The sequence below is a fragment of the Actinomadura rugatobispora genome (assembly GCF_055379765.1).
In genome coordinates this window covers 11333987-11355595 of sequence record NZ_AP029191.1, presented here as the reverse complement: position 1 = coordinate 11355595, position 21609 = coordinate 11333987, and the positions used below count along the sequence as shown (strand labels likewise).

General features: G+C 73.9%; 19 protein-coding genes. 7 read left to right on the top strand and 12 right to left on the bottom strand.

Annotated features, from left to right (window positions below):
- The first annotated feature begins 101 nt into the window (after positions 1-101).
- The gene (locus ACZ466_RS50880) at positions 102-1274 is read left to right on the top strand and encodes a serine/threonine-protein kinase (protein ID WP_378281191.1); all 1173 of its coding nucleotides are present in this window, start codon (positions 102-104) and stop codon (positions 1272-1274) included.
- A 52-nt stretch (positions 1275-1326) separates the two neighbouring features.
- On the opposite strand, the gene ACZ466_RS50875 is transcribed toward ACZ466_RS50880, so the two are convergent.
- Positions 1327-2550, bottom strand: coding sequence for a PP2C family protein-serine/threonine phosphatase (locus tag ACZ466_RS50875; protein ID WP_378281190.1), 1224 nt, complete (start codon positions 2548-2550; stop codon positions 1327-1329).
- A gap of 203 nt (positions 2551-2753) precedes the next feature.
- Here ACZ466_RS50875 and ACZ466_RS50870 point away from each other — a divergent pair, with 203 nt between their 5' ends.
- Together ACZ466_RS50870 and ACZ466_RS50865 are read left to right on the top strand one after the other, a co-directional pair.
- Positions 2754-3785 (top strand): LCP family protein, encoded by a 1032-nt coding sequence (locus ACZ466_RS50870; RefSeq protein WP_378281189.1) that lies wholly within the window; start codon positions 2754-2756, stop codon positions 3783-3785.
- 144 nt (positions 3786-3929) lie between these two features.
- The gene (locus ACZ466_RS50865; protein WP_464042206.1) at positions 3930-4619 is read left to right on the top strand and encodes a QsdR family transcriptional regulator; all 690 of its coding nucleotides are present in this window, start codon (positions 3930-3932) and stop codon (positions 4617-4619) included.
- On the opposite strand, the gene ACZ466_RS50860 is transcribed toward ACZ466_RS50865, so the two are convergent.
- On the bottom strand, positions 4610-5137 hold the full coding sequence (locus tag ACZ466_RS50860) for a PadR family transcriptional regulator (protein ID WP_378281187.1): 528 nt from the start codon (positions 5135-5137) through the stop codon (positions 4610-4612). The genes ACZ466_RS50865 and ACZ466_RS50860 overlap by 10 nt on opposite strands.
- Before the next feature lie 119 nt (positions 5138-5256).
- Here ACZ466_RS50860 and ACZ466_RS50855 point away from each other — a divergent pair, with 119 nt between their 5' ends.
- Positions 5257-6666, top strand: a complete 1410-nt coding sequence (locus ACZ466_RS50855; RefSeq protein ID WP_378281186.1) for an ABC1 kinase family protein — start codon at positions 5257-5259, stop codon at positions 6664-6666.
- A gap of 46 nt (positions 6667-6712) precedes the next feature.
- On the opposite strand, the gene ACZ466_RS50850 is transcribed toward ACZ466_RS50855, so the two are convergent.
- The 8 genes from ACZ466_RS50850 to ACZ466_RS50815 form a co-directional block, all read right to left on the bottom strand.
- A complete protein-coding gene (locus ACZ466_RS50850) occupies positions 6713-7561 on the bottom strand; it encodes a siderophore-interacting protein (RefSeq protein WP_378281185.1) in 849 nt (282 codons plus the stop codon).
- A 116-nt stretch (positions 7562-7677) separates the two neighbouring features.
- Positions 7678-8802, bottom strand: coding sequence for a 5-methyltetrahydropteroyltriglutamate--homocysteine S-methyltransferase (locus tag ACZ466_RS50845; RefSeq protein ID WP_378281184.1), 1125 nt, complete (start codon positions 8800-8802; stop codon positions 7678-7680).
- 17 nt (positions 8803-8819) lie between these two features.
- Entirely contained in the window at positions 8820-9830 is a 1011-nt protein-coding gene (locus tag ACZ466_RS50840) for a branched-chain amino acid ABC transporter permease (RefSeq protein ID WP_378281183.1), read from the bottom strand.
- A 73-nt stretch (positions 9831-9903) separates the two neighbouring features.
- Positions 9904-10764, bottom strand: coding sequence for a branched-chain amino acid ABC transporter permease (locus tag ACZ466_RS50835; RefSeq protein WP_378281182.1), 861 nt, complete (start codon positions 10762-10764; stop codon positions 9904-9906).
- Entirely contained in the window at positions 10761-11429 is a 669-nt protein-coding gene (locus tag ACZ466_RS50830) for an ABC transporter ATP-binding protein (protein ID WP_378281181.1), read from the bottom strand. Before ACZ466_RS50830 ends, ACZ466_RS50835 begins: the two co-directional genes overlap by 4 nt.
- On the bottom strand, positions 11426-12187 hold the full coding sequence (locus tag ACZ466_RS50825) for an ABC transporter ATP-binding protein (protein WP_378281180.1): 762 nt from the start codon (positions 12185-12187) through the stop codon (positions 11426-11428). Before ACZ466_RS50825 ends, ACZ466_RS50830 begins: the two co-directional genes overlap by 4 nt.
- A 4-nt stretch (positions 12188-12191) precedes the next feature.
- Positions 12192-13403: an ABC transporter substrate-binding protein gene (locus ACZ466_RS50820; RefSeq protein ID WP_378281179.1), complete on the bottom strand. Its 1212-nt coding sequence runs from the start codon at positions 13401-13403 to the stop codon at positions 12192-12194.
- Positions 13404-13628: 225 nt separating this feature from the next.
- Positions 13629-15164 carry an acyl-CoA synthetase gene (locus ACZ466_RS50815; protein ID WP_378281178.1) on the bottom strand — a complete coding sequence of 512 codons (1536 nt, stop codon included), beginning with the start codon at positions 15162-15164 and terminating at the stop codon, positions 13629-13631.
- A 122-nt stretch (positions 15165-15286) separates the two neighbouring features.
- Here ACZ466_RS50815 and ACZ466_RS50810 point away from each other — a divergent pair, with 122 nt between their 5' ends.
- Positions 15287-16156, top strand: coding sequence for a PaaX family transcriptional regulator (locus tag ACZ466_RS50810; RefSeq protein WP_378281177.1), 870 nt, complete (start codon positions 15287-15289; stop codon positions 16154-16156).
- Positions 16157-16168: 12 nt separating this feature from the next.
- Here ACZ466_RS50810 and ACZ466_RS50805 read toward each other — a convergent pair whose 3' ends face one another.
- Both ACZ466_RS50805 and ACZ466_RS50800 read right to left on the bottom strand, forming a co-directional pair.
- Positions 16169-17686 carry a carboxylesterase/lipase family protein gene (locus ACZ466_RS50805; RefSeq protein ID WP_378281176.1) on the bottom strand — a complete coding sequence of 506 codons (1518 nt, stop codon included), beginning with the start codon at positions 17684-17686 and terminating at the stop codon, positions 16169-16171.
- Positions 17687-17732: 46 nt separating this feature from the next.
- Positions 17733-18854, bottom strand: a complete 1122-nt coding sequence (locus ACZ466_RS50800; protein ID WP_378281175.1) for a serine hydrolase domain-containing protein — start codon at positions 18852-18854, stop codon at positions 17733-17735.
- Positions 18855-19083: 229 nt separating this feature from the next.
- On the opposite strand from ACZ466_RS50800, the gene ACZ466_RS50795 reads away from it, so the two are divergent.
- Together ACZ466_RS50795 and ACZ466_RS50790 are read left to right on the top strand one after the other, a co-directional pair.
- Positions 19084-19857 (top strand): cyclase family protein, encoded by a 774-nt coding sequence (locus tag ACZ466_RS50795; protein WP_378281174.1) that lies wholly within the window; start codon positions 19084-19086, stop codon positions 19855-19857.
- Entirely contained in the window at positions 19854-21602 is a 1749-nt protein-coding gene (locus ACZ466_RS50790; protein ID WP_464042199.1) for a thiamine pyrophosphate-binding protein, read from the top strand. Before ACZ466_RS50795 ends, ACZ466_RS50790 begins: the two co-directional genes overlap by 4 nt.
- Positions 21603-21609 lie beyond the last annotated feature (7 nt).

The following is a 21609-nucleotide window of genomic DNA, read 5'->3' as shown; positions in this document are numbered from 1 at the left end:
CCCTAATGTCGTGATCACAGGCCGTGCGCCCCCGCCGGGCACGCGCGGCCCTGCGCGCCGTGCCGCATGGGGGCACGCGATCACCATGGAGCGGGAGCGGGATGAGCGAGGACGGGGCGCCGCTCGGCAGCCGGTACCGCCTGGACGAGCCGATCGGCGAGGGCGGCATGGGCGTGGTGTGGCGCGGCCACGACCACGCGAGCGGGGCGGTGTACGCGATCAAGCTGCTGCGGCCGGAACTGGCCGGGGACCCGGCGGCGCTGACCCGGTTCGTCCGCGAGCGCAACGCGCTGATCCGGCTGCGCCATCCGGGGATCGTCGCGGTGCACGACATGATCGTCGAGGGCGACCGGCTGGCGCTGGTGATGGACCTGGTGCGCGGCGAGGATCTGCGCGCCTACCGGCTGCGCCGCGGCGGCACGCTGCCCCCGGCCGAGTCCGCCTGGCTGATGGCTCAGATCTGCGCGGCCCTGGCGGCGGTGCACGCCGGCGACATGGTGCACCGCGACCTCAAGCCCGCCAACGTGCTGCTGGACCACGCCCGGCCGTCCTGGCCGGTGCGGCTGGCCGACTTCGGCATCGCCCGGGTCTTCGACGACGCCACCGTGACCTCGGCGGGGCGGATCACCGGGACGCCCGCCTACCTGGCGCCCGAGCTGCTGGAGGGCAGCACGCCGGGCCCGCCCGCCGACGTGTACGCGGCCGGGATCACGCTGTACGAGCTGGTCGCGGGCCGGGTCCCGTTCCGCGGCGAGCACTTCGGCGCGGTGATGCACGCCCATCTGACGGCCAGTCCCGAGCCGGTCGCGGGCGTCCCGTCGGCCCTGTGGTCGGTGATCGAGAGCTGCCTGGCCAAGGATCCCGGCGGGCGCCCGGACGCCGAGACCCTCGGCCACCGGCTGCTCGACTTCACCGAGATCGCCCGTACCGGGCGGCTCCGGCTCTCCTTGCCCGACGGGGCGGGGAGCGGGGCGGGCGGGTCCTCGGTGTCGCCCTCGTCCCACCCCTCGCTGTCCCATCCCTCGCTGTCCCCGCCGTCCCGGGCCGCGGGCACGGGTCCGGGCACCGGTACGGGCACGGGCGGGGGCACGGGCGAGGGCACGGGTGAGGGGGCCGCGGGGACCGCCGGGCAGGGTACCGAGGACGGGCTCGGCGGGGCGAAGGACACCGTGGGGGCGTCCCGGCCGTCCCGGCGGAGGTGGATCGTGGTGACGGCCTCGGTCGCCGTCGCGCTGGCGGTGCTGGGCGCCGTCGCCGTCCTGGCGTTCGCCTAGCCGAGTGAGCCGGGCGGCCGGCGCCGGCCGGTGATGCGCTGAGACGGCGCGCTCACCCTTCGCCGCACGTGTCCCGGCGGAGCAGCAGCAGGGCGACGTCGTCCTGGGCCGGCCGGCGGCCGATGAGCGCCGCCATCACCGCCGCGCTGACCGCTTCGGGCGGACCGGCGAACACCGCCTCGCACAGGCGGTCGATGCCGTCGTTGATCGCACTGCCGCGCCGCTCCACCAGGCCGTCGGTGTAGAGGCACAGCAGGGAACCCGGTGGAAGCTCGACGGTCGTGGGCGGGAGCCGGTCCTCGACCCCCAGCCCGATCAGTACATCGGGTTTGATGTCGACACAGCGCGCCGGGAGACCAGGGGACGCCAGAACCGGAGGCAGGTGCCCGGCCGAGGCGACCTTGGCCCGCCGCAGGCTGGGATCGCACACCACGTACAGCACGGTCGCGGTGGCGTCGGGCTCGAAGTGCTGCATCTTGCGATCGAGCTTGCCCAGCACCTCGGAGGGATCGCCGCTCTCCAGCGCGTAGGCGCGCAGTGCGCTGCGCATCCGGCCCATCACCACCGCGGCGGGGAAGCCGTGCCCGGCCACATCGCCCATGACGATGCCGATCTCGCCGGAGGGCAGGGTGAACACGTCGTACCAGTCCCCGCCGACGCTGGCGTCGCCGGGACGGTAGCGCGCGGCCAGTTCGACGCCGGGGATGGCCGGGAGCGTGGCCGGCACCAGGCTGCGCTGCAGTTCCAGCGCCCCGGCGCGCTCGGCCTGGCTCATCAGGGACCGCACCGCCAGCGCCGCGCGTGCCGCGGCCGCCTGGAGGAACTCGACCTCCTCGGCGGTGAACCGGCGTGCGTCGAGCGTTCCCACGTGCATGACGCCCATCAGCGTGCCGCCGGCGACGAGCGGTACGCCGAGCAGCGAGCGCAGGCCGCGCCGGACCAGGAGGGGGTTGAACACGTTGGCGGTGGCGACGTCCTCGATGTAGACCGGGCGCCTTTCGGCCGCCACGCGTCCCGCGAAGCCTTGGCCGACGGGGACGTGTACGGCCTGCGGGACCTCTTCCTCGATGCCCCGTGCCGCGGTCGCCACCAGTTCGCGGGCCTGCCGGTCGAGGAGCAGGACGACGGCCGTGTCCACCTGCAGGATCCGGCGCACGCGCTCGAGCAGCGTGTCCAGGAGCTCATCGACGTTCATGTGGGCGAACGCCTCGTCGGTGATCGCCCGAAGGTTCTCCAGCGTGCGGGCGGCATCCGCCAAGCCACTCGCATGATCCACTTGACCACACTATGTGTTGTTTCGGGCGGCCCGCAACTGGGTGTCAGGGAAGAGTAAAGTCGACGGCCGTCATCGAGCGGGCCCGCAAGCGCCGGCCGTCGCCGCGGCGAGAGATCGGAACCGTCGCGAATCAAAGGTCGTTGTCAGGGAAAGAGGCACCAAAACTAGGCAAACCGCACAGGCAGTGCCGGAGGTGACGGGTCATGGGCCGGCCCGCGTTCCGCGGCGGGGGGTGGCGCCGCGGGGGCAGGGGCCTCCGGCTGCTGGCCGGGTTCGTGATCGCGGGCATGCTGCTGGGCGCGGCCGCGGTGGCCCTGACCGGCTGGCGGACCGGCACCTACGACCGCGACATCCAGCGGCTGCGCAACGCGCTGCCGCCCGACTCGCGGCAGCGCCCGCCCCCCGACCCCGGGCAGAACTGGCTGCTCATCGGCTCGGACCTGCGCGGCGTCCCGGCCGAGCGTAAGTGGCGGCCGGGCGGTGGCGCCCGGGCCGACACCATCATGCTGCTGCACATGCCCGAGACCGGCGGCCGGGCCTATGTGATCTCCATTCCCCGGGACCTGTGGACGGGGGTCCCCGGCCGCGACCGGTCCAAGATCAATGAAGCGTTCGCGCACGGCGGCTCCCGGCTGCTGGCCGAGACCGTGGAGTCCCTCGCCGGGGTGCGGATCGACCACGTCGCCGCCGTCGACTTCACCGGCTTCAAGACCATGACCGACGCGCTCGGCGGGGTGGAGATCCACCTCGACGCGCCGATCCACGACCCCAGCAACGGGTGGTCCTGGCCCGCGGGCCGCAACGAGCTGGACGGGGACGAGGCGCTGCGCTTCGTGCGCGAGCGCAAGGGCCTGTCCGGCAGCGACCTGGACCGGGTCCGGCGCCAGCACGCCTTCCTCATGGCGCTGGCCGAGAAGGCGGCCGGCTCCGGCACCCTCACCAGCCCGTTCAAGCTGGACGCGTTCCTGAGCGCGGCCAGCCGGTCGCTGGCGCTGGACTCGGGGACCGAGTTCGGCACGCTGCGGTCCCTGGCGGTGCGGCTGGCGCGGATCGGCCCCGAGCGGGTCTCCTTCGTGACCCTGCCCACCGGCGGCAGCGGCTGGATCGGCGACCAGAACGTCCTGCTGCCCGACGAGGAGGCGGCCGACGGCCTCTTCGACGCCCTCCGCGAGGGGCGGCTGGACGGTCACATCGACCGGCACGACCTGGAGACCGACATCGACCGGGTCAACTGAGCCCGGATCGACCGGGCCCGGATCCCTGACCGGGGCGCTGACCGCGTACTCCTCGGTCAACGCGGCGCGCACGCGGGGCGACCTTCGTGTTTCCCCTCCGCCGCTCCGCACCTTCCGGTGGCCGGACTGTGCCATGCTGTGCGGGTGAACCGGGTTCGACGCACCCCGATCGGGGGCGTCCGGAGTGCCGAGGACGGCCGGGCGGCGGGGCCGGAGGCGGCGGTCGCCGCGGCGACCGCGCACTACCTCAACGGCGACCCGATCGACATGTCGGCGCTGGCCGCCGAGCTCGGCGTCGGCCGTGCCACCCTCTACCGGTGGGTCGGCAGCCGCGAGCGGCTGCTCGGCACGATCCTGGCGGAGATGACCGAGCGCACCTACCAGGTCGCGCTGCGCGGGGTGGGCGGCAGCGGACCCGAGCGGCTGCTGACCATGCTCGACCGGTTCATGCGGGCGGTGGTGGACGCCGCGCCGCTCAAGGCGTTCACCGAGCGCGAGCCGCGGCTGTTCGTGCGGCTGGCCACCACGCCCGGGCCGATCGAGGAGCGCGCCATCGCGCTGCTCAGCCGCGAGCTGCAGCGCGAGATCGACCGGGGCGCCCTGCACGTGGCGCTGCCCACCCGCACGCTGGCCCAGGCGATCGTCCGGATCTCCGACTCCTTCATGTACGCGCACCACCTGGGCGGCAGCCGCCCGGAGATCGACACGGCGCTGGAGGTCATCGAGCTGCTGCTGCGCCCCTCCGGCGGCGCCCCCGCGGTCGCCCACGCGGTCGCCCACGCGGTCGCCCCCGAGGCCGACGGGACCGTGCCGGGCCGCGGCGTTCACCGCTGACGTTGCTCGATCTCCCGGATCGCCCACTCCAGCCATTCGCGGCGCATCTCGGTGCTGCGCTGGCCGTACTCGAGGGCGAGGCGGCCGTAGATCGACAGGTTGTCGTCGTCCCATGGCACGGTCCGCGCGAGCCCGGCCAGCTCGTCCTGCCATCCGGCCACCTGCTCGGCCTGGCCGCGCAGGTACGCCACGGCCTCCTCCGGCTTCACCTGGCCGAGGAAGAAGACGCGCAGCAGGGGCTCGTCGCGGCGGGCGTTGCGCGGCTCGGTCTCCAGCAGCCAATGGCGCAGCGCGGCGCGGCCGGCCTCGGTGATCCCGTACGCCTTGCGCCCCCGCGGCCCCTCCTCCAGCACCTCGATGAGGCCGTCGGCGGTCAGCTTGCCCAGCTCGCCGTAGATCTGGCTCTGGGTGCCCACCCAGACGTTGGCGAGGGAGATCTCGAACGTCTTCAGGAGGTCGTAGCCGCTGGCGCCGTCCAGTTCGGCCAGCAGTCCCAGTACGGCGTAGCGGAGGCTCATGTTCCGAAGTATATCCATCGACGTTGACATGTCGCGTTAGGAATGTCGGCCGCCGTATGCCGGGACGCCGCGCCAGGACGCACTTACCGTCGGCGTTGAAGACTGGTACTACTGAATGAGTGAGCGACATCCCCCGCCGCGCGGTGACGCGCAGCGCCAAGCTGGCCTCGCTGCCCCTGGGCTTCGCCGGCCGGACGGCGCTCGGACTGGGCAAACGCACCCTTGGCCGACCCGCCGAGACGGTCGCCTTGGAGGTCCAGCGGCGCACCGCCGACCAGCTCTTCCGGGTGCTCGGCGAGCTCAAGGGCGGCGCCATGAAGGTCGGCCAGCTGCTGTCGATCTTCGAGGCCGGGCTGCCCGAGGAGGTGGCCGGGCCGTTCCGCTCGAGTCTGACCAAATTGCAGGAGGCCGCGCCGCCGATGCCGGCGGCCACCGTGCACCGGGTCATGGCCGAGGGGCTGGGCGAGGACTGGCGCGACCGGTTCGCCGAGTTCGACGACCGGCCCGCCGCGGCCGCCTCGATCGGCCAGGTGCACCGGGCCGTCTGGCGCGACGGCCGCGCCGTCGCCGTCAAGGTCCAGTACCCGGGCGCCGGCAAGGCCCTGATGAGCGACTTCAACCAGATCTCCCGGCTCAGCCGGCTCATCACCCCGCTGTTCCCCGGCGTCGAGGTCAAGCCGGTCGTGGCCGACCTCAAGCGGCGGCTGGAGAAGGAGCTCGACTACGACGACGAGGCCCGCGCCCAGTCGGCCTTCCACGACGCCTACGACGGCGACCCCGACATCCTCGTCCCCGCCGTGGTGGCGCAGTCCGGGCACGTGCTGGTCACCGAGTGGCTGGACGGCACCCCGCTGGCCAAGGTCATCGCCGACGGGCCCCAGGAGCTGCGCGACCGGGCGGGGCTGCTGCTGTTCCGCTTCCTGCTGTCGGGCCCGGCCCGCTGCGAGATGATCCACATCGACCCGCACCCGGGCAACTTCCGGATGCTGGACGACGGGCGCCTCGGCGTCATGGACTTCGGCGGCGCCGCCCGCGTCCCGGCCGAGCTGCAGTGGTCGATCGGGCGGCTGCTGCGGATCGGCACGCTCGGCACGCCCGAGGAGATGGTCGAGGCCATGCGCGAGGAGGGCTTCCTCGCCCGCGAGGGCGACATCGACCCCGAGCAGCTGGCCGCGCTGGTGTCGGCGCACGCCTTCCCGTTCGCCACCGAGCGGTTCCGCTACACCCGCGAGTGGATGCGCCAGGAGACCGCACGCGGCTTCGGCATCGCCACCGACATGCGGCCCGGCGGCCTGGCGCGGCACCTGCGCCTCCCGCCGCAGTACATGGCCGTCACCCGCGCGCTGACCAGCTGCGGCGGCGTGCTGTGCCAGCTGGAGGCGGAGGGAGACTTCCGCGCCGAGGCCGAGCGCTGGCTGCCCGGCTTCGCCGCGGGCGACGCCCCCGACGGCGCCGAGGACGCCGAAGGCGGCGGCCTCACCGGCCCTCCCGGGGTGCCCGGGCTGGCCGAGGGCGAGGCCACCGCCTAGCGCGTCCTGCCAGCGTACGGGCGCCGACCGCGGGGCCGGCGCCGCGTCAGGAGGCGAGGGCCTTGGCCTCTTCCTCCTCGACCCGGCGGTTCCAGTCGCGCTTGGACGACTGCCAGCCGTCCTCGTCCCGGCCGGACCGCCAGTAACCGGAGATCGACAGCCGGTCCATCGGCAGGCCCCGCTCGACCCGCAGGTGGCGGCGGAGCCGCTTCACGAAGCCGGCCTCGCCGTGTACGAAGGCGTGCACGTCTCCCGCGGGGAACTGCAGGGCCTCCACCGCCGCCACGAGGGCGTCGCCGACCGGGCCCCCGTCGCGGTGCAGCCAGACGATCTGGGCGTCCCCGGGAGTGGTCAGCTCCTGCTGCTCCTCCGGGCCCGTGACCTCGAGGAACACCCGGGTGGGAGCGCCCTCGGGAACGCGTTCGAGCGAGGCGCTGATCGCCGGCAGCGCGCTCTCGTCGCCCACCAGCAGGTGCCAGCCGGCCTCGGTGCTGGGCGCGTACGCCCCTCCCGGCCCCTGGAACCGCAGCACGTCGCCGGGCTTCGCGGCCGCCGCCCAGGGTCCGGCGAGACCCTCGTCGCCGTGGTACACGAAGTCGATGGTCAGCTCCACTGCCTCCGGGTCCCAGGCGCGCACGGTGTAGGTGCGGGTGCCGGGCCACTGCTCGCGGGGCAGTTCCGCGCGGATCGTCTCCATGTCGAACGGCTCGGGATAGGTCACCCCCGGCTGCGGGAAGAGCAGCTTGACGTAGTGGTCGGTGTATTCGCCCGCGCCGAAGCCCGCCAGGCTCTCACCGCCGAGCACCACCCGGATCATGTGCGGGGTCAGCCGTTCGGTGCGCAGCACCGTGCCGGTGTTCAGTGGACGACGCTTGCGTGCCGGCTCGTTCGCCATAGGTCCCTCCGATCGCGCTTATTAGGTAAGCCTAACCTCTCTGTTCGGGTGAAGGGAGAGACCGGCGCGCGCTTCCGGGCGGAGGGACCCTTTTCAGGACGCCCGGCTCGGGCCGGTCAGCCCCAGACCTCCTCGGCGGTCTCCACGATCAGCGCCAGCTTGGCCATCTGCTGGTCGCGGGTGAGCTCGTTGCCCTCGACGGTGGAGGAGAAGCCGCACTGCGGCGACAGGCACAGCCGCTCGATCGGCACGTACCGGCTCGCCTCCTCGATGCGCCGCTTGAGGTCGTCCTTGCTCTCCAGCACGCTGCTCTTGGTCGTGACCAGCCCGAGCACGACCGTCTTCCCCTCCGGCACGTACCGCAGCGGCTCGAACCCGCCGGAGCGCTCGTCGTCGTACTCCAGGAAGAACCCGTCCACCTGCAGCTCGCCGAACAGCGCCTCGGCGACGAAGTCGTAGCCGCCCTCGGCCGTCCACGCCGACCGGAAGTTGCCCCGGCACATGTGGGTGGTGACCCGCATCCCCTCCGGCCGCCCGGCCAGCGCGCCGTTGAGCTGCTTGATGTAGCGCAGGTGCAGGTGGTCGGCGTCGTCCCCGCGCGCCTTGATCATCGCGCGCTGCTCGGGGTCGTTGAGGTAGGCCAGGCTGGTGTCGTCGAACTGCAGGTAGCGGCAGCCCAGCTCGCCGAGCCGGCGGACCTGCTCGGCGTACGCGGCGGCCAGGTCCGCCCAGAACTCGTCCACGTCGGGGTACACGGCGGGGTCGATCGAGGCCGGCCCGCCCCGGTAGTGGACCATGTTCGGGGACGGGATCGTCAGCTTCGGCGTGACGCCCGTGCCCTCGGTCAGGTCCCGCAGGTGGGCGAAGTCCGCGGCGAAGATCGTCTCGTTGAGCGCGATCCGGTCGTGCACCCGCAGCGCCGCGGTGGTGAACTCGATGTCGCCGTTGCGCCGGTGGAACTTCACCTTGATCTGCTCGTCGGCGGGGCTGATCCCGCCCAGCCGGTAGATGAAGTCCATGTGCCAGGAGGTCCGCCGGAACTCGCCGTCGGTCGCCGAGCGCAGCCCCGCCGCGCGCTGGGCGGCCACCACCGAGCGGATCGCCTCGTCCTCGGCGCGGCGCAGCTCCTCGTCCTTGATCCTTCCGGCCGCGTGGTCGGCGCGGGCTCCCAGCAGCTCCGCCGGCCGCAGCAGGCTGCCCACGTGGTCCGCCCGGAACGGCGGCTCGTCTCGAAGGGCCATGGCTCTCCCTCTCGTGCTCATGCGGCTCCCGATGCCCGGGAGGACAGACGGGCCCGCACGGCCGGCACCAGGCCGCCGGGCATGAACAGCACGGCGGCGATGAGCAGCACCGAGTACACCGCGTACGACAGCACGCTCGGCGCGTAGCCGGGCATGCCCTCCATCGTGCCGACGTTGTTGAGCAGCTGGATCAGCAGCGTGATCGCGGCGGCGCCGGCCAGCGCGCCCCAGACCGTGCCCAGGCCGCCGACCACCGCCATCACCACGTACTCGACGGACAGCAGGACCGGGAACGAGCCGGGCGCGATGTAGCCGACGTAGTAGGCGTAGATGCCCCCGGCCAGCCCGGCGAACGCGGCCGACAGCGCGAACACCGCCAGCTTCGCGCGGCCCACCGCCACGCCCGCCGACTCGGCCGCCACCTCGCTGGTCGCCAGCGCCCGCAGGCCCCGTCCCTGCCGGGACTCGATGACGTTGCGGGCCACCAGCACGACCACGGCCACCGCCGCCCAGGTGATGAACGCGTAACCGCGGTCGTCCTCCAGCTCCAACGGGCCCGCGCCCAGCCGCGGGATGCCCTGCAGCCCGATGCTGCCGCCGAGGAAGTCCAGCTCGCCCGCCAGCGACAGCAGGATCAGCTGCGTGGCCAGCGTCGCGAACGCCAGATGGTGGCCGCGCAGCCGCAGCAGCGGGATCCCGATGACCACCGCGAACGCGGCCGCCACCAGCGGCGCCGCCGCCAGCCCGAGCAGCCGCGGCAGGCCGTGCACGCTCATCAGCCCGGCGGTGTACCCGCCGATCGCGTAGAAGGCGGCCTGGCCGAGCGACACCTGCCCGGCGTACCCCATGAGGAGGGAGACCCCGACGGTGACCATCGCGGCCAGGCCGAGCAGGATGAACACCGACAGCTGCCCCTCGCCCAGCGTGGCCGACAGCACCATGGTCAGCGCGAACAGCGCCGCCAGATGCGGCAGCCGGACCCCGGCCGCCTCGCCCCGCCCGCGCAGCCGGGCCAGCAGCCCGATCATGCGTTTTCCTCGTGGGGGGACGACCCCCCACACCCCCCGGCAAGAGCTGCGCTCATGCCCTCGCTTCGCTCGGTCATGCCGCCTCCTCCTGCAGAGCGGGGGTGCGGACGGCCTGCCAGATCATCAGGGCGAGCATCAGGCCCAGCGCCACCTCGATCTGGTACGACGCCTTCCCGTACCCGGCCACCATCGCCTCCGCCACGCCCAGCACCAGCCCGCCGGCCAGCGCCGCGCCGGGGCGCAGCAGCCCGCCGAAGATGGCCGCGGCGAAGCCGTTGACGATCAGCGTCACGTCCGAGTCGAACGAGATCGGCTGCAGCGGCGTCACCAGCACCCCGGCGATCCCGCCCAGCGCGCCGCCGAGCCCGAAGGCCAGCAGCCCCATCCGCCGCACGTCGATCCCGACCACCCGGGCCGCGTACGGGTTGGACGCGCAGGCGGTCAGGCCCTTGCCCGCGTACGTGCGGCCGAAGAACAGCGCCAGCGCCGTGAACGTCACCGCCGTGACCGCGATGACCAGCAGGTACTGCTTCTGCACGGTCGCGCCCGCGAGGGTGAACGACCCGCCCAGCCCGGGGAACGAGCGCGGCTGGTCGCCCCAGATCATCACCTCCACCGCGTAGGCGAGGATGCCGATGCCGAGCGTGATGATCAGCGAGGACAGCGGGGAGGTGCCGGGCCGGCCGATCGCCAGCAGCCCGACCAGCAGCCCGGCGCCGACCGCGACGCCGACCGCCGCGACCTCGGCGACCCCGTGCGGCAGCCCCGCCGCCAGGAACGAGGCCGCGCTCAGCCCCGCGACGACGGCGAACATCGCCTGGGCGAAGTTGACCACCCGGGTCACCCGGTGGACGGCCACCAGGCCGCTGCCGATCAGCGCGAACCCGCAGCCGACCGCCAGCCCGTTGATCAGGTAGCTGAGGAAGTCGCTCACTTGGTCTCCTGGATGGGGCCGCCCAGGTAGGCGCCCTCGACCTCGGGGCTCCCGGCCAGCTCGTCCGACGGGCCCTCGGCGACGATCCGGCCGGCCTCCAGGACGTAGGCGCGCGAGCACAGGTCGAAGGCCAGCCGGGCGTTCTGCTCGATCAGCAGCACGGCGGTGCCGCGCTCGGCGTTCAGCTCGGCCAGGTGGCGGGCCAGGTCGGCGATGACCAGCGGCGCCAGGCCCAGCGACAGCTCGTCCACCGCGATCACCTCGGGACGGGCCATCAGCGCCCGGCCGACCGCGACCATCTGCTGCTCGCCGCCCGAGAGGGTGCCGCCGCGGCGGTCCCGCAGTCGCCGGAGGCCGGGCAGCAGCTCGTACACCGGCGCGGTGTCGCGGTCCCTGACCCGCCAGGCGCCCAGCCGCAGGTTGTCCTCCACGGTCAGGTCCGGGAACAGCTGCCGCCCCTCGGGCACGTGCGCGAACCGTCCGGTCACCCGGACCGTTCCCGAGGCGGGCGCCACGATCCCCGACAGCGTGTCGACCAGCGTGGACTTCCCGGCGCCGTTCGGGCCGACCAGGGCGACCATCTCGCCGTCGCCGACGGTGAGCGACACCCGGTCCAGCGCGGTCGCCGACCCGTACCGGACGGTCAGCTCCTCGACCTCGATCACGTGCCGACCTCTTCGCCCAGGTACGCCGCGATGACCCGCGGATCGGACCGGATCTCCTCGGGGGTGCCGTCGGCGATGACCCGGCCCAGGTCCAGCACCGTGATCCGGTCGGCCAGCCGGGTCACCATCCCCACGTCGTGCTCCACCAGCATGATCGTCAGCCCGTCGCGGCGCAGCTCGGCGATGAGGCCGGCCAGCGCCTCCCGCTCGGCGGCGCGCAGCCCGGAGGCGGGCTCGTCCAGGAGCAGCAGCGCGAGGCCGGCGCACAGCGCGCGGGCCAGCTGCATCGAGCGCTGCTGGCCCAGCGGCAGCGACTCGGCCGGGCGGCCCGCCCAGTCGGACAGGCCGACCCGCGCGAGCGCCGCGTCCGCCCTGGCGCGGATCAGCCGCTCCTCGCGGTGGTGCCGGGGCAGCCGGAGCGCGGCCGTCCAGAACCCGGCGCGGGTGCCGGCGTGCGCGCCGACCATCACGTTCTCCCGCACCGACATGCCGCGGAACACGCGGGCGGCCTGGAAGACGATCGCGACGCCCAGCGCCGCCCGGGAGTGCGCGGGCAGCCGTCCCAGCGGCCGGCCGCGCAGCGCGATCGTCCCCTCGTCGGGCCGCAGATGCCCGGCGATCAGGTTGAACAGGGTGGACTTGCCGGCGCCGTTGGGGCCGATGATGCCGCGCAGCTCGCCCTCGCCGACGGCCAGGTCGACGTCCCGCACCGCGTAGACCCCGCCGAAGTGCCGGGACACCCCTTCGATCCGGAGCACCCCCTCACCCGCCGGCGACGGTCTTGGCCAGCTGCTCCCTGGCCCAGTCGGTGGGGATGAACTGGCCGTTCTTGACGGTGTTGACCGAGATGTACTCCGGGCCCAGGCCCGAGTGGTCGGTCGCGGAGTAGCGGAACCGGCCGTTGGGCGTGATCAGGTCCATGGTCTCCAGCGCCTTCTGGACCTTCTCGCCGTCGGTGCCGCCCGCCTTCCTGAGCGCCTCGAACAGCAGCAGCGCGGCGCTGTAGCCGTCCTGCGCGAACTGCGGCGGCGCGTAGCCGTGCTTCTGCCTGAACGGCCCGGCGAGCTGGTCGATGATCTGCTTCTGCGGGCCCGCCGGGAGGTGGTCGCCGACCACGCCGATGGCGCTCTGCACGGTGATGCCCTCGGCCGCCGCGCCCACCGGCTTCAGCCAGAGCGTGCTGGCCTGGGACGCGGTCAGCATGAGCGGGATCCTGACGCCGGAGGCGACGTACTGCTTGGTGACCGTGACGCCGGGCGCGCCGGTGCCCCAGAACAGGAACGCCTGGGCGCCGGAGTCCTTGATCCGGGTGAAGATCGGGCTGAAGTCGCCGGTGGTGGTCTCGTACGACTCGTCCTTGACCACCTGGACGCCGTACTTGGCGGCCAGCCGCAGGGTGGACCTGTGCCCGGCGACCGCGTAGCCGCTCTTGCTGTCGTGCGCCACCGCGATCTTGGTGATCTTCTCGTGCTGGAAGTACTGCAGGTAGCGCTCGGCGTACATGGCCGACAGCGCCGGGGTCACGAACACGTAGGACTTGATCGGCTCGACCTGCTCGGTGGCCGGGGCCAGCGACAGGTAGGGGATCTTGTCGCGCTGCGCGATCGGCTCGGCGGCCAGCGCGGAGTTGGAGAACACCGGGCCGATCACCGCGTCCACGTCCCGCTTGATCGCGTTGAGCGCCAGGACGGCCTGGTCGGGCTGGGTCTTGTCGTCCCGGAACACGATCTCGATCTTCCGGCCGTGGATGCCGCCCTTGGCGTTGACCTGCTCGACGGCCAGCTCGACCGCCTTCTTGTCCTCGCTGCCCAGCGGGGCGTAGTTGCCGGTGAGCGAGGTGATCAGCCCGATCTTGATCGGGCCGGAGCCGCCGCCGGAGGAGTCCCCGCAGGCGGCGGTGAGCGGGAGGAGGAGGGCCAGCGCGGTCAGCGCGGCCAGGCGGCGGGAGGAGCGGCGGGGGGAGGGACGTCGCACGGCTACCTCCAGGGAGGTGGGGCGGCTCACCGGGCGCCTCTCGAATCTAGGCACCCTCCCTACCCCGGTCAAGAATCTGCCCACGGTGCTCTGCACCTTCTCTCGGTCGGTTCGGACGTGGTGTCGGGGGTGGTTCCGAACTGCGCGGGGGCTTGCTGGTGGGGCTCGCTCTCGAGATGTCTCGCTCTTCAGATGTGCCGTGCTCGGGGCCGGGGCCGGGGCCGGCTAGGGGCTGCCGAAGTCGGCGCGCAGCGGCTGCTTGAGCAGCTTGCCCGCGCCGTTGCGCGGCAGGGCGCCGGTGAACACCACCGACTTGGGGATCTTGTACGGGGCCAGCCGGCCGGCGAGCGCGGCCAGCACGTCCTCGGCGGTCAGCCCGGAGCCGTCCCGGGCCACCACGACGGCGCGGCCGACCTCGCCCCACTTGTCGTCGGGCACCCCGATGACCGCGCACTCCAGCACGTCGGGATGGGCGAGGACGGCGTGCTCCACCTCGGCCGGGTAGATGTTCTCCCCGCCCGAGATGATCATGTCCTTGATCCGGTCGACGATGTAGGCGTAGCCGTCCTCGTCGACCCGGGCGGCGTCGCCGCTGCGGAACCAGCCGTCGGTGAACGCCGCGGCGCTCTCCTCCGGCAGCCCCCAGTAGCCGCGGAAGACGTGCGGCCCGCGCACCACGACCTCGCCGGTCTCGCCGGGCGCGGCGGGGCGCAGCCCCGGCTCGCCGGCCGCCACCACGCGCACGTCGCTGAAGAAGTGCTGCACGCCCGCCGACCCGGCCTTGCTCTCGGCGTGCTCGGCGTCCAGGAACAGCACGCCGGGCGCGGCCTCGGTCATGCCGTATCCCTGCAGGAACGTCAGCCCGCGCTCGCCGTAGGCGGCGATGAGCGTGGGCGGCACCGGGGCGCCGCCGCAGGTGAGGATGCGCAGCGAGGACAGGTCGGCGCCGTCCCAGCGCGGCGAGCGGGCGACCGCCTGGAACATCGCGGGCACCCCGAACATGAATGTGACCCGGTGCTCCTCGATCAGGTCGAAGGTGGCGCCGGGGTCGAACCGGGGCACCAGCACGCACCGGCCGCCCTTGAGCAGCACCGGCAGGGTGAGCATGTTCAGGCCCGCGGTGTGGAACAGCGGCGCCGACACCAGGGCCACCTCGTCGGCGGTGAGGTCGTGGTCGATCAGCACGTTGACCGCGTTCCAGGTGAGGTTGCCGTGCGTGAGCATGGCGCCCTTGGCCCGCCCGGTGGTGCCGGAGGTGTACATGATCATGCACAGGTCGTCCGGGCCGACCGCCTCGTCGACGCGGTCGGCGGCGGCCCCGGCCAGCAGCGCCTCGTAGTCGTGCGCGCCGCCGCCCGCCTCGGCGCCCTCGAGCGCGATGTGGGCGCGGACGTGCGCCGCGCCGCGGACCTCCTCGACCAGCGAAGCGTGCGACGGCCCGTACACGAGCACGGAGGTGCCCGAGTCGGCGAGCTGGTAGGCGATCTCCGGTGCGGCCAGGCGGGTGTTGAGCGGGACGAACACCGCGCCCAGCGTCCCGGCGGCGAACAGCGTCTCCAGGAAGGAGGGGTGGTTGGCGCCGAGGTAGGCGACCCGGTCGCCGCGCCGGACCCCCAGGGAGCGCAGGCCGTGCGCCAGCCGGGTCGAGCGCTCGTCGAGCTCGGCGTAGGTCAGGGTCCGGCCGTCGTGGACGAGGGCGGCGCGGCGGGGGGTCTTCCGGGCCCGGCGGGCGGGCCAGGAACCGAGTCCCTCGTTGTGCATCGATGCTCCCTGGATCATCGGATCAGGAGTCGGGGCGGGCTGGAGTAGTGCGAAGATAGGCGGATCCATTGCGGCAGTCAACAATCTGCCGAACATCGTTGCCGGGCCCTTACCCTGACCGCATGGGAGCCGAATCCTTGGACCGTACCGACCCGACCCCGCGGCCCCAGTCGCTGATGCTGACCTTCCTGGGAAACTACGTCGTGCGGCGCGACATCGCGGTGTTCTCCGGCAGTTTCATCGAGGTGTTCGGCCGGCTCGGGGTCGGGGAGCACGCCATCCGCTCCACCCTCACGCGGATGGCCGGCCGCGGGCTGCTGGCGCGGCACCGGCGGGGCCGGCGGATGCACTTCGGGCTCACCGGGCGCTCGGAGCGGATCCTGCTGGACGGCGAGGCCCGGGTGTGGCGGCGCGGCGCCGTCAACGCAGACTGGGACGGCCGCTGGACCGTGCTGTCGTTCACCATGCCGGAGTCGTGGCAGCGGCAGCGGCACGACCTGCGCTCCCGGCTGGTGTGGGCGGGGTTCGGGCCGCTGGGCAACGGCATCTGGATCGCCCCCTCGCGGGTCGACGTAAGCGAGGTGGTCGCGCCCGGCGGGCGCGACAGCGGCTTCGCCGAGCGGGTCAAGGTCTTCCACGGCACGGCCGAGGAGCCGACCGACGTGGGCCGGATGATCCGGGACGCGTTCGACCTCGACGGGCTGGCCGCCGGGTACCGGGCTTTCCTGGAGCGCTGGGACCGTCCCGAGCCGCTGCCGGCCGCCCCCGACGACCTGGCCCGCTTCCTCTGGATGATGACCGAGTGGCTGGGCCTGGTGCGGGTGGACCCGCGGCTGCCCGTCCAGCACCTGCCGCCCGAGTGGCCCGCGGTGCGCGCCCAGGAGGTGCTGCACGAGCTGCGCGCGCGGTACGAGAGCGGGGCCCGCGCCATCGCCGACGAGCTCATCGAGTTCGTCCCGGTGCCCTGCCCCGGGCTCGCGTCCCCGGCGTGACGGGGGCCACGCTCAGTCGAGCGGGTCGAAGCGGTGGGCGGCCCAGAGGCGGCGGGAGAACGACTCCGCGCCGGTGACGTCGTGCGGCGCCACGTCGAGCACGTGCGTGGTCGCGGTCTCCGGGTCGGGGCCGTGCGTCGGCCAGCCGGGGTCCCCGGTGGCGGCGAACGCGGTCCACGCCCGGCGGATCCGCTCCGACAGCGCCGCGGCCTCCTCCGGCGGGGGCGATCCGATGGCCAGCGCGGCGATCCCGGCGTCGAGGTTGCCGAAGGTGAGCGGGACGTCCAGCCCGTGGCAGGCGCCCAGGGCACCGTCCATGGCGGGGGAGGGCCAGGTCAGCTCGTAGGCGAACGCGGTGCCTCCGGCCTCGGCCTGCGCGGTCGCCAGGTGGGCGCTGGGCATGCGGAACAGCCAGTCCGAGCAGATCAGCGCGTACAGGTCGTCGGCGCCCGCGCCGGGGTGGGCGGAGCGGTAGGCCGCGGCGGCGCCGGCGGGCGCGATCGCCTCCGCCGTCACCGCCAGGCGCTCGCCGGTGATCTTCCCGAACAGCCCGCCCATGACCATGAACAGCCGGTACTCGTCGCGGTTGAAGCCGGCGATCAGGTCGATGTCGCGCGCGGCGCCCGCGGCGACGGCCCGCCACGGCGTCTCCGGCAGCGTCTCGCCGTCGACCACGGGGGAGAACGCGACGGCGGTGGACGCGACCGGCCCCCAGGTGTCGAAGTCGTCGCGCATGGTGGCCGAGAACGCGTCGGCCGCGCCCAGCAGGTCCTCGGGCGGCGTCCCCTCGAGGTCGTCCAGCGTCGCGGCCCTGCCCAACTCGCCGGCGATCCCGGCGCCGAGCCGCGCGGCGAGGCCGGCGGAGAAGAACGTGCCCGGCACGCTCTGCGCGACGGCCCGCCGGAACAGCCCGCGGGCGGACGGCATCGCCAGCAGCGAGGCGATCGAGCCCGCGCCCGCCGACTCGCCGAACACCGTCACCGCGTCCGGGTCGCCGCCGAACGCGGCGATGTTGTCGCGCACCCAGCGCAGGGCGGCGACCTGGTCGAGCAGCCCCCGGTTGGCGGGCGCCCCGGCCAGTGTCCCGAACCCCTCGAAGCCGACGCGGTAGTTGAAGGTCACCACGACGACGCCCGCGCCGGCCAGCAGGGCGCCGTCGTAGTCGGCCTGGCCCGAGAACCCGGCCATGTACGCGCCGCCGTGCAGCCACACCATCACCGGCAGGCCCGAGCCGCCCGGGTCCGGGGTCCACACGTTGACGGTGAGGCAGTCCAGGCCCTCGTCCGCCGTCCAGGACGGCATGCCGAAGACGGCGCCGGACTGCGGGGGACGGGGGCCGAACGCGACGGCGTCGCGGACGCCGTCCCAGGGCTCGGGCGGCAGGGGCGCGCGCAACCGGCCCGCGCCGAACGGGGGCGCGGCGAACGGGACGCCCTTGAACACCGCCGCCGTCCCGTCGATCCCTCCGCGCACGGTGCCGGACGCGGTCTTCACGACGGGGGCGGGGGTGCCGTCCAGGGTTCGGGTCACGGTCTCGGCCTCCTCGCGGGAGCCCCGGGCGGGGCGGAACTCCGTCTCAGGACGTGCGGGTCCTGGCCACTTCCGCGGCCACCGCGCGGAACGCGGTCTCGGTCTCATCCTGGCCGAGGATCGTCGCCAGCGTCGACTTCACGATGACCACCTTGTGTTCGGGCGAGACGTAGATGTGCTGCCCGGCCAGGCCGGTGGCCATGAAGTCGCCGTCCTCGCCGAGCCACCAGTGCAGGCCGTAGCCCTCGTTGAACGGCGCCGAGGGCCTGGTCGACTCCTTCACCCACGCCTCGGGCACGACCTGGCGCCCGTTGGCCCGGCCGCCGCGCAGGTACAGCAGGCCGAAGCGGGCGAAGTCGCGGTCGGTGGCGTAGTAGCAGCAGTAGCCCATGCTGTTGCCGTTGGAGTCGTTGCCGAGGTGGACGCTCGACGCCATGCCGCCGGGCCGCCACAGCTTCCGCTCGACGTAGCGGTGGTAGGGGACGCCGGTGGCGCGGCCGACCAGCCAGGCCAGCACGAAGGAGTTCATGGACGTGTACTCGAACCGGCTGCCCGGCTCCCACCCCCGTTTGCGCTGCCTGGCCATGGCCGGGAGCGGGGAGCCGAGGCTGGCGGCGACGTGCACGGGCGGCACGTCGAGGGCCTCCTCCCAGGCGATGCCCGACGACATGCGCAGCAGATCGCGGATCGACACGCCGTCGTAGCCGGAACCGGCCAGGTCCGGGAGGTACTCGGTGACCGCGTCGTCGATGGAGCCGATGGCGCCCTCGTCCAGCGCGATGCCGACCGCGGCGGAGGTGAAGGACTTGGCCATCGACCAGGACTGGAAGCGGGTGTCGCGGGTGGCGAACGAGTAGCGCTCGAAGACCACGTCCTGGCCGTCGGCGGCGTCCAGGACGACGAACCCCTGGGTGCCGGTCGTGGCCAGATACTGGTCGAGGGTGCGCCGCCGCCCGTCGTGGGTGTAGGTGACGTCGAGCCTGCGGGGCGCGTCGCGCAGCACGACCGGGTCACCGGAGGGCCGGAGCACGTCGAAGCCGCGGGTCGCCTCCCTGGCGGCGGCGGGCGGCGGGGCCGGGCGCGGATCGGCCTGGACGGCGGGTGCGGTGCCGATGACCAGGACCGCCGCCGCGGCGGCGGCACCGGCGGCAAGGGTTCTGCTGCGCAACGCGGACCTCCCTGGGTGGGATCATCGAGCCGATGATCATCATGATGATGATCAAGGGATGCCCAGATCGTCCACGTCCGACGCCGGAGAGTAAATGTGCGTGTGCAACGAACCGCGGGGCCGGCCCTGTGGCCGGGCACACCGTTCGCCGGTACGTTCGGGACACCGCAGCCCCGCACCTCAGCCCGCACCTCAGCCCGCACCGCCGCGCACCCGTGGAGGAACACCGATGCCCGTGCTCGCCGAACTGATCGCCGCCCTCGCCGACGGATCGGTGGAGGTGGTCGACCTCACCGCGCCGCTGTCGGAGTCGACGCCGATCCTGCGGCTCCCCGAGCCGTTCGCCAACACCGTCCCGTTCGCGCTCGAGGAGATCAGCCGGTACGACGACCGCGGCCCCGCCTGGTACTGGAACGACATCCGCACCGGCGAGCACGTCGGCACCCACTTCGACGCGCCCGTCCACTGGGTCACCGGCCGCGACGGCGAGGACGTCTCCCAGGTCCGTCCGGGACGCCTGGTCGCCCCCGCCGTGGTGCTGGACGCCTCGGCGCACGCGGCCGCCGACGACGACTTCCTGCTCCAGATCGACCACGTGCGGGAGTGGGAGAAGCGGCACGGCCCGCTGCCCGAGGGCGGCTGGCTGCTCTACCGCACCGGATGGGACGCCCGCGCCGGGGACCAGGACACCTTCCTCAACGCCGACGAGAACGGCCCGCACACGCCGGGGATCTCCGCCGAGTGCGCCCGCTGGCTGGCGGAGGAGACGCCGATCCTCGGGCTGGGGGTGGAGACCGTCGGCACCGACGCGGGCGCCGCGCACGGCTTCGAGCCGCCCTTCCCCTGCCACTCCTACTTCCTGGGCGCGGGCAAGTACGGCCTCACCCAGCTGCGCAACGTGGACGCGCTGCCGGTGCGCGGCGCGGTCCTGGTCGCCACCCCGCTGCCGATCGTCGGCGGCTCCGGCAGTCCCGCCCGCGTGCTGGCCCTGGTCGAACGGTGAGCGCGGGACCGCCGGACGTCGCCGCGGCGGTGGGCGACGCGCTCGTACGGCTCGGCGCCGGAACCGTCTTCGGCGTGGTCGGCAGCGGCAACTTCCACGTCACCAACGCCCTGGTCGCGGGCGGCGCGCGGTTCGTCGCGGCCCGGCACGAGGGCGGCGCGGCCACGATGGCCGACGCGTTCGCGCGGGTCTCCGGCGGGCTGGGCGTGCTGTCGGTGCACCAGGGCCCGGGGCTGACCAACGCGCTCACCGGGATCACCGAGGCCGCCAAGAGCCGCACCCCGCTGCTGGTGCTGACCGGCGAGGCGGCGGCGGGCGCGGTGCGCTCCAACTTCCGGATCGACCAGGCGGCGCTGGCCGCGGCGGTCGGCGCGGTGCCCGAGCGGGTGCACTCGCCGCGCACCGCGCTGGCCGACGTCGCCCGCGCCTGCCGCACCGCCGTGGCCGAGCGCCGCACCGTCGTCCTGGGGCTGCCGCTGGACGTGCAGGCCGCCGAGTACAGCGGCGCGGAGGGGCTGGGCCGTCCCGTGGCCCGTCCCGCGCTCCGGCCGCCGGCACGCTCCACGCCCGGCGCCGGGACGCCGTTGCGCGATGTCTTCGCGCGGCCCGCGCCGGTGCCGTTCCTGCCGGTGCCGCCGCCCGCCGCGGTCGCGCGGCTGGCCGACGCGCTGGCGGCCGCCCGGCGGCCGGTGTTCATCGCCGGGCGCGGCGCCCGGCTGTCGGGCGCCCGCGAGCCGCTGCGCGCCCTGGCCGCCCGCTGCGGCGCGCTGCTGGCCACCTCGGCGGTCGCCCGCGGGCTGTTCCTGGGCGACCCGTACGACCTGGACGTCAGCGGCGGGTTCGCCACCCCGGCCGCCGCCGAGCTGATCGCCGGGGCGGATCTGCTGGTCGGCTGGGGCGCGTCGCTGAACATGTGGACGCTGCGCCACGGCGGCCTGGTCGGGAAGGGCGCCGCGGTCGTCCAGGTCGACCTGGACCCGCAGGCCCTCGGCGCGCATCATCCGGTCGACCTCAGCCTGATCGGGGACGCGGCGGAGACCGCCCGCGCCGCCGAGGCCGAGCTCGCCGCCCGCGACCACTCCTCGCCCGGGTACCGCTCGGCCGGGCTGGAGGAACGGCTGTCGCGCGAGCGGCGCTGGCGGGACCACCCGTACGACGACGACTCCGACGGCTCCCGGATCGACCCGCGCACGCTGTCGATCGCCCTGGACGACCTGCTGCCCGCCGAGCGCACCGTAGCCGTCGACTCCGGCAACTTCATGGGCTACCCGGCGATGTTCCTGGACGTCCCGGACGCCGACGGGCTGGTGTTCACCCAGGCGTTCCAGTCGGTCGGGCTGGGCCTGGCCACCGCGATCGGCGCCGCCGTGGCCCGTCCCGACCGCCTCACCGTGGCCGCGCTCGGCGACGGCGGCGCGCTGATGTCGGTCGCCGAGCTGGAGACCGCGGTGCGGCTGGGCCTGGGCCTGCTGGTGGTGGTGTACGACGACGAGGCCTACGGCGCGGAGGTGCACCACTTCGGCCCGGACGGCCATCCGCTGGACACCGTCACCTTCCCGCCCGCCGATCTGGCCGCGATCGGGCAGGGCTTCGGCTGCCGGGCCGTCACGGTGCGCAAGCGCGAGGACCTGGGCGCGGTGGCCGACTGGCTGGCGGGGCCGCGGGACCGGCCGATGGTGGTGGACGCCAAGGTGACCGCGAACGCCCCGTCCTGGTGGCTCGAGGAGGCGTTCCGGGGCCACTAGGGGCGTT